The sequence below is a fragment of the Burkholderia sp. Ac-20349 genome (assembly GCF_017104865.1).
In the GTDB taxonomy this organism is placed as follows: Bacteria; Pseudomonadota; Gammaproteobacteria; order Burkholderiales; family Burkholderiaceae; genus Burkholderia; species Burkholderia aenigmatica.
Genome location: NZ_JAAGPM010000023.1, coordinates 36,333 through 48,722, shown reverse-complemented (window position 1 = coordinate 48,722; position 12,390 = coordinate 36,333). Strand labels below are relative to the sequence as shown.

Sequence of the window (12,390 nt, the reverse complement as noted above, 5' to 3'; positions counted from 1 at the left end):
GCCTTCTTATTCGGGAGGCTCATTAGATTGCGGAGGTTGTGATGGACCGGCTTCAGGCCATGCAGGTGTTTACTCGCGTCGTCGATACAAGCAGCTTCACCAAGGCAGCAGAAACGCTCAGCTTGCCGCGAGCGTCCGTCACGACGATCATCCAGAATCTCGAAGCCTTCCTCGGCGTGCGGCTGATGCATCGGACCACGCGCCGGCTGTCGCTCACGCCGGACGGCGCCGCGTACTACGAACGATGCGTGCGGATCCTCGCGGACGTCGAGGAAACCGAGGCGAGCTTCCAGGCGAACAACCGGAAGCCGCACGGAAAGTTGCGTATCGACATGCCGGGTTCGATCGGGCGGCTGCTCGTGATTCCGTCGCTGTGCGAATTTCATACGCGCTATCCGGACATCGACCTGCAGCTCGGCCTGTCCGACCGGCCGGTCGACCTGCTGCAGGAAGGTGTCGATTGCGTGATCCGCGTCGGCGCACTGCAGGACTCGTCGCTCGTCGCGCGCCGGGTCGGCCTGTTCGAATGCGTGACGGTCGCGTCGCCCGACTATCTCGAACGCCACGGCGAGCCGCAGACGATCGACGACCTGAACCAGCACAAGGCCGTCAACTACTTCTCGAGCCGTACCGGCCGCACGATCGACTGGACGTTCCTGACCGACGGCAAGGAAGTCGAGATGAAGATGGAAGGCATCGTGTCGGTGAACGACGCGGATGCGTACGTGACCTGCGGGATCGAAGGCTTCGGGCTGATCCAGCCGCCGCTCTTCATGGTGCTGCCGCATCTGCGCGAAGGCCGGCTCAAGGAAGTGCTGCCCGGCGTCAAGCCGCTGCCGATGCCGATCTCGGTCGTGTATCCGCACAGCCGCCATCTGTCGCCGAAGGTGCGCGTGTTCGTCGACTGGGTCGCCGAAGTGTTCGACCGCTGCCCGCTGCTGAGCGGCAAGGGCTGCCTCGACGCGACCTGCAGCAAGCGCACGTTCGAGGAAGCCGAACGCGCACCGGTGCTCGACACGCCGGTCATCAACGAATGGGTCGCGTAATCGGCTCCGGGCGACCGAACTGCGCGCCTGAACTGAGCAACTGAACCGCACGCGCGGGCTGAGCAGCCCGCGCGTCGCCCCGCCTCCGCGCCACGTTCCAGCCCGGCGCACCTGATCCTTCCCGAATCCGCAGCAAACCTTTGTGCCAGGCGACGCAATCGTCCGCAGGCGTCGTCGCGCGCCGTCGCCGCACCCGTGCGAGGCCCGCTGCAAGCGGGTTCGAGCGATTTCCGCATAACCCTGCCAGCCGTACGGATGTCGATTGTTCCACTGACACGACAATTCAATTCGCATCTGCCGCATTTATCGCGACGGAACAGATACCTAGAGTAAACCCTGTCGCGCACCTCGTTGCGCATCGAACAGATCCCGCTTGATGGGACCGGAGTAAGCGCGCTAGCGCCAGCTCCGAATTCTAGGAGTTTCGCCATGAACCGCCGCCATCTTCTCTCCGCCCTCGCCCTCGCGCTCGCCGTGTCCGCACCGGCCTTCGCCGATTCGGGTACGCCGCATGCCGGCGACTACGGCAACACGTCGTGGTACTCGCAGCACTACGGCCCGCGTACGCGCGCCGAAGTGAGCGCGGAAGTCGAGCAAGCACGCAAGGACGGCACGCTCGCGTACCTGCGCAAGGCCAATTCGTATCCGCAAGGGCTCGAACTGGCGCAAGGCCCGTATCGCTCGATGCCGGAAAGCAACCAGCTCGCCGGCGGGGGCCGGTAAACGCGCAACGCCGCGCAGCGGGTTGCCCCGTGCGCGGCGTCGCGATTTCCCTATCGACGACTCGCCGAGTCAGTCAGTTAGATAGTTAGTTGCAGGAGCACATGATGAACGATCAACTCCCTTCGCCGCTCGATCACTGGGACGACACCACGCCGGTGTGGACGCCGTTCCGTTCGGCCCCGCAAGCGCACTGACCGCCGGCTGAGTCGTTACCCGGCCCTTAGCGGCGCGGCACCCCGTCGCGCCATTCGCCCCAGTGCGTCACGATGTCCTGAACGAGCGGATTGCCCGCGCGGTACAGGTTTTCGGTCGCCGGGGCGAAGCCGCCCTGGTCCGCGTAGTTCAGCAGGTTGTCGGCACTCGTCTGCCCCGCATACGGCCGGTCGAAATCCGACCCCGTGCGCAGCAGCGCGACGCGCGACAGGTCGACCCGCTTCACGCTCGCCGCACGCTTGAGCGCTTCATACGTCGCGTTGTCTTCCTGCGCGGTCATGCAGTAGGTGCCCTTGCCGTCGGTCAGGATCTTGGTCCACTGGCGCGCGCGCTCGCCGATCAGCGTGCCCGAGAACCACGTGTTGCCCGATGACGTGTCGCACTGAATCACCGTCGGCGGCCGGTTCGCCGGCGCATACGTGAACTTCGCGCGCGCGGCCTGCGCCTGCGCGCTGTCGGCGAGCACCACATTGCGCGACAGCGCGACCGCGGCGTCGGTCAGTTGCGGGTTGAGCTGGAACACCTCGGTGCGATAGTCGAGCGGCGGCTTGTCGTTCGGGCTCTTGGTGTTGATGCCGAGGAAGCCCGTATTCCAGCCGGCCGGAATCTCGCGTGCATCGAGCTCCCACTGCAGGCTGAAATCGACGAGGTATTTCGACCACGCGGCCGAACCGATCGTGCCTTGCGCGGGGTCGACGCCCGCGATACCGGAGATCAGGAAGTACGTGCGGCGCAGATCGAAGCGCTGCGAGAACGTGAGCGCCATGATCGTCGCCGACGCGTTCGCATAGCCCATGCCGGTCGTGACCACGCACACGTCCTGCTTGTTGCAATGCACGTTCGGGTAGTCGGGCGACAGGCCGGGCACGGCGATGTCCCGCCACGGGCCGAGCCGGTCGAGCCATGCCTGGCCCTCCGGACCGAACATCGTGATGATCATGACCTTGACCGGGCGGCCCTGTGCACCGGTCTCGGCGAATGCATTGTTGCCCGCGTCGTTGCCCTGGTTGTCCTGCGCGATCGACGGCGCAGTGGCACAGGCAGCGAGCGAGAATGCAGCGGCGGAAAGAATGGAGCGAGTCAGCATCGGCGTTCCTTGTTTCGATGATGTTGGGTGAGAACGGCTCTCGGAGACTGCGCGACGGAGTATAGAACGGGCATGCGCGATGCGGAACCCGACTACGAAACGGCAGCGATGGTGCCGTACGGACGCAATGCACGCGCAAAGCGTGATGCGCATCGCCGACATTCGAGCGCAATTGCGCAGCAATCGGCATCCGCCTCATGCAACACCATCAGGAATGCTATCGAGTTGACCGACTTTCCCGCCGTGCCCGCACGGCCGTCCTCCGCCAACCGCTACAACCGCGCCAGCCCCGCGACCCCGTAACCCAGCACGACGAGCGCCGCCACCACATGGCTCGCCGCGAGCAGCCCCGGCGACCTCACGATCCGGCCGATCACGCTGCCGCCGAACGCGAACACGAGTTGCCCCGCGAGGCTGCCGGCAAACACGCACGCGGCGCCGAGCAGCCAGTGCCGATGCGCACCGGCGGCGGCCGTTGCATAGCCGTAGAACAACAGGATCGTGAGCGGGTTCGCCAGCGTGACGAAGAACATCGATGAAAACGGACGGCTGCCCGGTGGCCGTGCGTCGCCGTCGAGCGTGCGGCGGCGATCCCGCAGCGCCTGCCACAGCATCCGCGCGCCCATTGCGAGCAGCACGAGCGCGCCGACCAGACGAAACAGCGACAGATGCGCGGCGAGCGTGCTGGCGAGCATCGCGCCGAGCGTGAACGCGACGACCGCATAGCAGCCGTCGGCCGTCGCGACACCCACCGCCGCGCGCACGCCGCTTGCGGTGCCGGCGCGCATCCCGTAGTTCGCGATCATCAGCGCAACGGGCCCGACCGACAGCGCGATCATCAGCCCGAACAGGAAATCGTTCATCGGTCGTCGATGCCTTCGATGGAAGGCATCGATTCTAGCGACCGCAATCGTTCAGGTGTGGCGAATCAGCGTCACGCGACATCGACGCGCGCAGGCCCGTCCGCCATCTCGCCGATCACGCCCGCGCGGTCGAAGCCGTCGGCACGGAAGCAAGCGAGCACGTCATCGACGGCCTCGGGCGCGCACGCGACCAGCAGGCCGCCCGACGTCTGCGGATCGGTCAGCAGCGCCTGCGCGACGGGTGGCAACGTGTCGGCCAGCTGGACGTCCGCGCCGTACGCGGCCCAGTTGCGGCCCGACGCGCCGGTGAACACGCCGTCGGCGACGAACGCCTCGACGCCCGTGAGCCACGGCAACGACGCATAGTGCACGCGTGCGGTGAGGTGCGCGCCACGTGCCAGCTCGAGCGTATGGCCGAGCAGCCCGAAGCCCGTGACGTCGGTCAGCGCATGCACGCCCGGCAGCGCGGCGAGCTCGGCGCCCGGCCGGTTCAGCTTGGTGGTCGTCGCGACCATCTGCGCGTAGCCCGCGGCGTCGAGCTGGTTCTTCTTCAGCGCGGCGGACAGCACGCCGACGCCGAGCGGCTTGCCGAGCACGAGCACGTCGCCCGCACGGGCGGCCGCATTGCGCTTCACGCGCGACGGATGCACGACGCCGATCGCGGCGAGCCCGTAGATCGGCTCGACCGAATCGATCGAATGGCCGCCGGCGACCGGAATGCCGGCATCCGCACACACCGATTCGCCGCCGCGCAGCACGGCCGCGATCGTCTCGTGCGGCAGCACGTTGATCGGCATCCCGACCAGCGCGAGCGCGAGGATCGGCTTGCCGCCCATCGCGTAAACGTCGGACAGCGCGTTGGTGGCCGCGATGCGGCCGAAGTCGAACGGATCGTCGACGATCGGCATGAAGAAGTCGGTGGTCGCGACGATCGCCTGCTCGTCGTTGAGGCGATAGACGGCCGCGTCGTCGGACGTCTCGGTGCCGACCAGCAGATCCGGGAACAGGGCAGGCGGCGTCGCGCGCTTCAGCAGCTCGGACAGCACGCCCGGCGCGATCTTGCAGCCGCAGCCGCCCCCGTGCGACAGGCTCGTGAGGCGCGGAACGGCAGGCTGGGCTTGGGTGGCTTCGGTCATGGTCGGCATCCGGTGAATAACAACACGCCATTATCGACAATTCCGTGCGAGCGCGCCCGATACCCACATAATGACGGCGCTCCCGCCCCCGTCCGCCCCTTCGCCCATGGACCACCTCTTCATCGGCCTCGTGCTGTGCTCCGCGTTGCTGCACGCGATCTGGAATGCCTTCCTCCACGTCAGCGAAGACCGGCTCGTGCAGCTCGGTACGATGTCGCTGCCGTATTTCGCGTTCGGCGTCGTCGGCGCCGCGCTGCTGCCCGCGCCGGCGCCCGCCGCGTGGCCGTACATCGCCGCGTCGGCCGCGCTCGAGGTCGCGTACTGCTTTACGCTGGCGCGCGCGTACCGCAGCGGCGAATTCGGGCAGATCTATCCGATCGCGCGCGGCATCTCGCCGCTGCTCGTGTCGGTGCTGGCGCTCGCGATCCTGCACGAGCGGCCGACGCCGTTCGGCTTCGCGGGCATCGCGCTCGTGTCGTTCGGCATCATGTCGCTCGCGCTGCGGCGCGGCTTCCGGTTTTCCGGCGAAGGCGTGCCGTTTGCGCTGCTCACGGGCGTGTTCATCGCCGCGTATTCGATCTGCGACGGCATCGGCTCGCGCGTATCCGGTAGCGCGCTCGGCTACATCGCGTGGGTGTACGTGCTGTGGAGCGTGCCGCAGTTCGTGCTGGTCTGCGCGGTGCGTGGCGGCCCGCGCGCGGTGCTCGGCTCGCGCACCGCGCTCACGCAGGGCGCGATCGCCGGCACGATCTCGCTCGCCGCGTACGGGATCGTGATCCTCGCGTACCGGTACTTGCCGGTCGGGACGGTATCGGCGCTGCGCGAAACGAGCTCGATCTTCGCGGTGGCGATCGGCTGGCTCGTGATGCGCGAGCGACCCGGCGCGCAGCGGCTCGCCGCGTGCGCGCTGGTGGTGGCGGGCGCGGCGCTGATCCGGCTGTAAGCAGAAAGCGCGCGCCCGCGGCCTGCCGCCGCGTCAGAACTTGTGGCGGATGCCCGTCACCGCGACGATCTGCGTGCGCGTGCTCGACGGATTCGAGATCCCTTCGATCGCGGCCACCGTGTTCGATGAAGCGCGCTGGTAGAACGCGTTCACGTAGATATCGGTGCGCTTCGACAGGAAGTACTGCGCGCCGACGCTCGTCTGCAGGTAGTGCGAGCTCGGCTTCGGCCCCTGCGACGCGAGCACCTGCGTATAGGTTTCGCCGAGCGCGAACTGCAGCGCGGGCGTCATCAGGTAGCGCACGCTGCCCTCGTAGTTGTTGAAACGCATCGCGCCGCCCGTCTGCAGGTTGAACAGCGAGCTCGTGTACAGCAGCCCGAAGGTCGCGGCGCCCCATGCATACGCGCCGCCCGCGCCCCAGATCTGCTGGCGCGTCACCCCCTTGATGAACGTGTAGTAGTTGTCGGACGCGGCCGCACCCGTCGTGTCGATGGCCGGATGATCGACGCGCACGTAGGCCGCGCCGAGCTGCAGCGGGCCGTTCTCGTAGCTTGTGCCGACGCTCCACACGCGGTTCTGCGCGAACGACGTCGAATTCGAGAACCCGTACAGGCCGACCGCGCGCAGCCCGTACCACGTGGGCGTCTGGTACTGCACCGAGTTGTTGGTGCGGAACGTGTTGTTCAGGTCGTCGGTGTCGAACGGATGCAGCGCGTACTGCGTGAGCGCGGTGGTCGCGCCGATCTGCAGCGGCTCCAGCACTTCCTGCGCCGCGTTGTACTGGCGGCCCATCGTCAGCGTGCCCCAGCGGTCGTTTTCCAGCCCGACGTACGCGCGGCGCCCGAACAGCCGGCCGCCCTGGCTCGCCGCGCCGCTCTCGATGTTGAAGCCGTTCTCGAGCCGGAACACCGCGCGCGTGCCGCCGCCGAGGTCTTCCTTGCCGAGCAGCCCGAAGCGCGTGCCCTGCTCGTTGCCGCCGGTCGCCTGCCACGCGGCGTGGCCGTTCTGGTTGTTCGTGTACGTGATCCCCGAATCGACGACGCCGTACAGCGTCACGCTCGACTGCGCGTACGCGTGCGTCGCACCCGCCGCCATGGCGATACCCGCCAGCGCGACCGCCATCCCTTTTCGCTTCATCTCCGACCCCTTTTATCGATTGAATATGGGGAGCGATTTATTTCGCTCGAAACGTGTTTTATTGAATAAAACATCGTCTTATTCATTGTCGAATTCAGCGATTTGAAGCGTCAAGCGATGCCAAAAATCCCACACGATCGTCAAATACCGATGAATCCCAATGTGTTTCGAGGAATGAAACAGGCCCAATAACGACGGGCATTACAGGCCGATCGCGGCGCGTAATCCCGGTGTCGCAAAAAGCCCTTGACCGCGATTTTCAGTCGTTGTGAAATATTGATACGCTGTTTTAATCATTAAAACAAACGAACGAGACGCCTCGAGAAACTAGGTAAAGAACCTGATCCCCATGCTGACGTTTAATTGCAACAACGCGACTGCCGGCGCATCGCCCGCGCATTTCATCGCGACACCGACGGTGCCGGCCCTGCCGATCGTCGTCGACTCGCCGCACAGCGGCATCGCGTATCCGCCGGACTTCGCCACCGTCGCACCCGACGACGCGATCCGCACGACGTGGGACGCGTACATCGACGAACTGTGGGCAGGCACTCCCGCGCGCGGCGGCACGCTGCTCGGCGCGACGTTTCCGCGCGCGTACATCGATCCGAACCGCGCGGAAACCGACATCGACGCAACGCTGCTCGCCGAGCCGTGGCCCGAGCCGCTGTCGCCGCAGCCGTACACGCAGCGCGGGATGGGGCTGATCCGGCGCGACGCGCTGCCCGGCGTGCCGCTGTACGACCGCAAGCTGTCGCTCGCGGAAGTGCGCCACCGGATCGACGCGTACTACCTGCCATATCGCCGCGCGCTCGCCGGCATCGCCGAGCCGCTGCATGCCGCGCACGGCGCGCTGTGGCACATCGACTGCCATTCGATGAAATCGCGCGGCAACGCGATGAACATCGACGCGGGCGCGTTGCGGCCGGACGTCGTCGTCAGCGACCGGCGCGGCACGACCGCCGATCCGGCCTTCACAGCGTGGACCGCGCAGTGGTTCGCCGATGCCGGCTATCGCGTGCAGATCAACGACCCGTACCAGGGCGGCGACCTGCTGACCGCGCTCGCCGATCCCGCACGGCAACGCCACGGCATCCAGATCGAATTCAACCGCGCGCTGTACATGGACGAGACCGCGTTCGCGAAACACGCGGGCTTCGCCGCGCTGAAGCGCTCGGTCGACGCCTATCTCGACGCGCTCGCCGACTACGTCCGCGCGCACATCGCGCCGCAGGGAGACCCCGCATGACGACCTACATCGTCGACGCCGTCGACAGCGCACTGAAGCTGCTGACCTATGTAGCCGAGCATCCGAACCTCGGCGTGACCGAGCTCGCGTCGCAACTCGGCATCAACAAGTCGCGCACGTACCGGATGCTGTGCACGCTCGAACTGCACCGCTTCGTCGTGCAGGACCCACGCACGTCCACCTATGCGCTCGGCCCGCAGGCGTTCGTGATCGGCGTGGCCGCGTCGCAGCAGAACGCGCTCGTGCGCGCCGCGCACCGGCACATGCTCGCGCTCAACCAGGCGATCAACGAGACCATCGTGCTGCGCGTGCGCGAAGGGCTCGAATCGGTGTGCGTCGCGCGTTGCGAAACGACGCACGCGGTGCGCACCGTCGGCGCGGTCGGCAACCGCCGGCCGATCAATTTCGGCGCATCGGGCAAGGTGTTGCTCGCGTTCGCACCCGACGCGGTGCGCGACGAATATCTCGCGCAACTGCGCCGGAACGGGCAGGCCGACGACCCGGCGAAGCTCGCCGGCGAACTCGACGCGGTCGCGCGCAAGGGGTATGCGGTGAGCAGCGGCGAGGTGACGCCCGGCGCAGTCGGGATCGCGGTGCCGGTGCGCGACCTCACGGGCGCGACGGTCGCATCGGTCAGCGTGACGGGGCCCGAAGTGCGCGTGAGCCATGCCGACATCCCCGACTATCTCGAACGCCTGCAGGCGTGCAGCCACGCGATTTCCGCCGAACTCGGCTACGTCCCGGCGCGCGCCGCGCTGCAACCGGCCTGACGGCCCGCTTCCCTCACCGACGAGGATCCGATGCCCGCCTCTTCCCCGAACCCGACCGGCGCGCGCGCCGCCGACGCCACTGCGATCGCGGCCCCGGCCGATGCCTCGACCGACAACGTGGCCGACAGCGCAACCGGCGACGCATCGGCCCACGCCGATCGCGCACCCCATCCGCACGGCCGGATGCTGCATCCGGTCGTGATGATGCTGTGGGTGCTGGCCATCGCGATCGCGCTCACGTGGAGCGTCGATTCCGGCCGCTTCGAGCGCAACGGCCGCCTCGTCGTGCCGGGCACCTATCACGTGGTGCCGAAGACCACCGCGCTTGCGACGCTCGTCGCGCCGGCAGTCAGCCACAGCACGCCCACGCATGCGATGCCCGCGAGCCTCGTCTCGGCGTTCGTCGCGATACCGGAAGGATTGCTGAAGAATGCGCCGCTGATCGTGATGGTGATGTTCGTCGGCGGGATGTTCGGCGTGATGCGGCGCACCGGCGTGGTCGATGCGGGCATCGACCGGCTGTTGCAGCTCACCGGCAACAACGCGTATCTGCTCACGCCGCTGCTGATGATCCTGATCGGGCTCGGCAGCACGCTGCTCGGCTTCATCTCCGAGTACCTCGTGATCATTCCGATGGTCGTCGTGATCGCGCGGCGCCTCGGCCTATCGGACCTGTTCGCGGTCGCACTCGTCGCGCTCGCCGCGAAGATCGGCTATATCGCGTCGGTCACGAACCCGCTCGCGCTGGCCGTCGCGCAGCCGCTCGTCGGCGTGCCGCTGTTCAGCGGCGTCGCGCTGCGCGCGGCCGTGTTCGTCGTCTTCCTGACGATCGGCATCCTGTACCTGCTGCGCTACGTGCGCAGCACCGGCTATCGCGCCGGGCAGACCGCCGCCGGCCACGCCGCGCACGCGGCCGCGAAGCTGTCGCTGCGCCACAAGGCGACGCTGGCCGTGTTCGCTGCGGCCGTCGCGATGCTGATCTACGGCACGCGCGAACTGAAGTGGGGCAACGTCGAGCTGGCGGCGTTCTATACGTTCGTGAGCATCGCGACGGCCATGATCGGCGGGCTCGATTCGCGCAGCGCGGCCGATGCGTTCGTCGACGGGATGAAGAACATGATCCTCGCGGCGCTGCTGATGGGGCTCGCCGCGTCCGTCGAGCTGCTGCTGCAGAACAGCCTCGTGCTCGACACGCTGATCAACTTCTTCACGCGAATGGCGGACGGCCAGTCGCCCGTGTGGGTCGCGAACGGGCTGATGGGTGTGCAGATGGTGCTCGACGTGTTCATTCCGTCGGTGTCGGGCAAGGCTGCAGTCAGCATGCCGATCATCGGGCCGATCGCGCAGCTGTCGGGCGTAAGCGGCCAGACCTCGGTGCTCGCGTTCGTGCTCGGCGGCGGCCTGACGAATCTCGTCACGCCGACGTCGGGGATGCTGCTCGCGTATCTGGCAACGGCACGCGTCGATTTCGGTGCGTGGATCCGCTTCGTGCTGCCGCTGTTCCTGACGCTGCTCGCGCTATCGTGCGTCGTGCTGACGTTCGCGGTGTGGATCGGGTATTGAGGGTCGGGGCCGCCGTGAAACGCGCATTCTCTCCGCCCTGCGGAGAGAATGGCTCGATCGGCCATCAACCGTGTGCATCACGACGCCATGCCGCCGCTGGATGCGCCGTTCAAGCCACCTCGACCGCCCCGCCGAACGCCCGCTCGTCGATCGCCTCGGCGAGCGTTGCGAACGCGGTCGCGATCTCGTCCTCCGGCACGCACGCATAGCCGAGCAGCAACCCTGACGCCGCGCGCTCGCGATCCGCGTAGTAGCCGGACAGCGGCCGCACGACGATGTTGCGTTCGAGCGCGGCCTGCGCAACCGCGCGATCGTCGACACCCTCCGGCAACTGCGTGACGAGATGCAACCCCGCATCGCTGCCGAGCGCGTGCAGCGTGTCGCCGTAGCGTTGCGCGACCGCGTCGAGCAGCACTTCGCGGCGCTGCCCGTACAGCGTGCGCATCTTGCGGATGTGCGACACGAAGTGCCCTTCCGCGATGAATTCCGCGAGCACGGCCTGCTGCAGCAATTGCCCTTCGCGATACAGCTCGGCGCTCGCGGTCGCGAAGCTTTCCGCGAGCGGCTCCGGTGCGACCAGGTAGCCGACCCGCAGCCCCGGGAACAGCGTCTTGCCGAAACTGCCGACGTAGATCACCTGCCCCGACGTGTCGAGACCCTGCAGCGACGCAAGCGGCCGGCTGCCGTAGCGGAATTCGCTGTCGTAGTCGTCCTCGATGATCCAGCAGCCGTGCTGGCGCGCGTATTCGAGCAGCATCCGCCGCCGCGCGAGGCTCATCACCATGCCGAGCGGATACTGGTGCGACGGCGTAACGAGCATCAGCTTCGGCGGCTCCGCGAGATCGGCGGCCGACGGCGCGATCCCTTCGTCGTCGACCGGAATCGGCCGCGTCGTCAGCCCCGACACGTTCAGCACGCTGCGCACGCCCCAGTAGCACGGATCCTCGGTCCAGATCGCGTCGCCCGGGTCGGTCAGCAACCGCACCGCGAGGTCGATCGACTGATGGATGCCGGTCGTGATCACGATCTGCTCGGGCGTGCAGCGCACCGAGCGCGACGTGCGCAGGTAGTCGGCCAGCGCCTCGCGCAGCAGCGCGAGCCCGCCGCCCGGCGCGTAGGTCAGCAAATCGGGGCGCAGCCGGCGCCAGTACTTGTTGTGCAGCCGCGTCCACACGCGCGCCGGAAATCGCGACACATCGGGCACGCCCGGCATGAACGCGCCGCCCTGCCGCTTCGACACGCCGGCGCCTTCGACGAGCCGCGTGCCACGCGCGGACAGCCGCCGCGCCGACGACAGCACGAGCGCCGGTCGCGCCGCGGCCGCGTCGGGCGGTGCGCCGACGATCTCGTCCGGCGCGCTGTCGGCCACGAAGGTGCCGCGGCCCGTCGCCGAATTCACATAGCCTTCGAGCGCAAGCTGTTCGTAAACCTGCGTGACCGTGTTGCGCGCGATCCCGAGCTCGGCCGCGAGCAGCCGCGACGACGGTACGCGCGTGCCGGCCGGCAGTTCGCGCGACAGGATCGCCTGTTGCAGCAGCCGGTGAAGCTGCCGGTAGATCGGCTGTTCGCCGCCGCGCACGAGGCGCTGCGCCAGCCAGTCCGACAACACGCTCGCGCGCATGATTGGCTCCTGTATATTTATTGAAATGGCTCTGATTGT

Annotated in this window: 11 protein-coding genes; 6 read left to right on the top strand and 5 right to left on the bottom strand. The window is 67.5% G+C overall.

Annotated features, from left to right (window positions below):
* Positions 1-41 precede the first annotated feature (41 nt).
* Entirely contained in the window at positions 42-1,046 is a 1,005-nt protein-coding gene (ceoR, locus tag G3N61_RS11415) for a putative multidrug efflux transcriptional regulator CeoR (RefSeq protein ID WP_043180929.1), read from the top strand.
* Positions 1,047-1,475: 429 nt separating this feature from the next.
* Positions 1,476-1,769, top strand: coding sequence for a DUF4148 domain-containing protein (locus G3N61_RS11410; protein WP_089451788.1), 294 nt, complete (start codon positions 1,476-1,478; stop codon positions 1,767-1,769).
* A gap of 220 nt (positions 1,770-1,989) precedes the next feature.
* On the opposite strand, the gene G3N61_RS11405 is transcribed toward G3N61_RS11410, so the two are convergent.
* The 3 genes from G3N61_RS11405 to selD form a co-directional block, all read right to left on the bottom strand.
* A complete protein-coding gene (locus G3N61_RS11405) occupies positions 1,990-3,069 on the bottom strand; it encodes a purine nucleoside permease (RefSeq protein WP_043180933.1) in 1,080 nt (359 codons plus the stop codon).
* Positions 3,070-3,341: 272 nt separating this feature from the next.
* Entirely contained in the window at positions 3,342-3,932 is a 591-nt protein-coding gene (locus G3N61_RS11400) for a LysE family transporter (protein WP_089451786.1), read from the bottom strand.
* A 71-nt stretch (positions 3,933-4,003) separates the two neighbouring features.
* On the bottom strand, positions 4,004-5,068 hold the full coding sequence (gene selD / locus G3N61_RS11395; protein ID WP_205822428.1) for a selenide, water dikinase SelD: 1,065 nt from the start codon (positions 5,066-5,068) through the stop codon (positions 4,004-4,006).
* 106 nt (positions 5,069-5,174) lie between these two features.
* On the opposite strand from selD, the gene G3N61_RS11390 reads away from it, so the two are divergent.
* Positions 5,175-6,011, top strand: a complete 837-nt coding sequence (locus G3N61_RS11390) for a DMT family transporter (protein ID WP_043180941.1) — start codon at positions 5,175-5,177, stop codon at positions 6,009-6,011.
* 33 nt (positions 6,012-6,044) lie between these two features.
* Here G3N61_RS11390 and G3N61_RS11385 read toward each other — a convergent pair whose 3' ends face one another.
* A complete protein-coding gene (locus G3N61_RS11385) occupies positions 6,045-7,148 on the bottom strand; it encodes a porin (protein WP_205822427.1) in 1,104 nt (367 codons plus the stop codon).
* A 349-nt stretch (positions 7,149-7,497) separates the two neighbouring features.
* On the opposite strand from G3N61_RS11385, the gene G3N61_RS11380 reads away from it, so the two are divergent.
* From G3N61_RS11380 to G3N61_RS11370, 3 genes are read left to right on the top strand one after another with little or no spacing between them, the layout of a single operon-like run.
* A complete protein-coding gene (locus G3N61_RS11380) occupies positions 7,498-8,397 on the top strand; it encodes an N-formylglutamate amidohydrolase (RefSeq protein ID WP_205822426.1) in 900 nt (299 codons plus the stop codon).
* Positions 8,394-9,167, top strand: coding sequence for an IclR family transcriptional regulator (locus tag G3N61_RS11375; protein ID WP_205822425.1), 774 nt, complete (start codon positions 8,394-8,396; stop codon positions 9,165-9,167). The genes G3N61_RS11380 and G3N61_RS11375 overlap by 4 nt, the downstream gene beginning before the upstream one ends.
* A gap of 30 nt (positions 9,168-9,197) precedes the next feature.
* A complete protein-coding gene (locus G3N61_RS11370) occupies positions 9,198-10,730 on the top strand; it encodes a YfcC family protein (RefSeq protein WP_205822424.1) in 1,533 nt (510 codons plus the stop codon).
* A 109-nt stretch (positions 10,731-10,839) separates the two neighbouring features.
* On the opposite strand, the gene G3N61_RS11365 is transcribed toward G3N61_RS11370, so the two are convergent.
* Positions 10,840-12,351 (bottom strand): PLP-dependent aminotransferase family protein, encoded by a 1,512-nt coding sequence (locus tag G3N61_RS11365; RefSeq protein WP_043180954.1) that lies wholly within the window; start codon positions 12,349-12,351, stop codon positions 10,840-10,842.
* Positions 12,352-12,390 lie beyond the last annotated feature (39 nt).

Coding starts and splice junctions, on each gene's coding strand:
- ceoR (WP_043180929.1), top strand. CDS start 42: ATGGACCGGCTTCAGGCCATGCAGGTGTTTACTCGCGTCGTCGATACA.
- G3N61_RS11410 (WP_089451788.1), top strand. CDS start 1,476: ATGAACCGCCGCCATCTTCTCTCCGCCCTCGCCCTCGCGCTCGCCGTG.
- G3N61_RS11405 (WP_043180933.1), bottom strand. CDS start 3,069: ATGCTGACTCGCTCCATTCTTTCCGCCGCTGCATTCTCGCTCGCTGCC.
- G3N61_RS11400 (WP_089451786.1), bottom strand. CDS start 3,932: ATGAACGATTTCCTGTTCGGGCTGATGATCGCGCTGTCGGTCGGGCCC.
- selD (WP_205822428.1), bottom strand. CDS start 5,068: ATGACCGAAGCCACCCAAGCCCAGCCTGCCGTTCCGCGCCTCACGAGC.
- G3N61_RS11390 (WP_043180941.1), top strand. CDS start 5,175: ATGGACCACCTCTTCATCGGCCTCGTGCTGTGCTCCGCGTTGCTGCAC.
- G3N61_RS11385 (WP_205822427.1), bottom strand. CDS start 7,148: ATGAAGCGAAAAGGGATGGCGGTCGCGCTGGCGGGTATCGCCATGGCG.
- G3N61_RS11380 (WP_205822426.1), top strand. CDS start 7,498: ATGCTGACGTTTAATTGCAACAACGCGACTGCCGGCGCATCGCCCGCG.
- G3N61_RS11375 (WP_205822425.1), top strand. CDS start 8,394: ATGACGACCTACATCGTCGACGCCGTCGACAGCGCACTGAAGCTGCTG.
- G3N61_RS11370 (WP_205822424.1), top strand. CDS start 9,198: ATGCCCGCCTCTTCCCCGAACCCGACCGGCGCGCGCGCCGCCGACGCC.
- G3N61_RS11365 (WP_043180954.1), bottom strand. CDS start 12,351: ATGCGCGCGAGCGTGTTGTCGGACTGGCTGGCGCAGCGCCTCGTGCGC.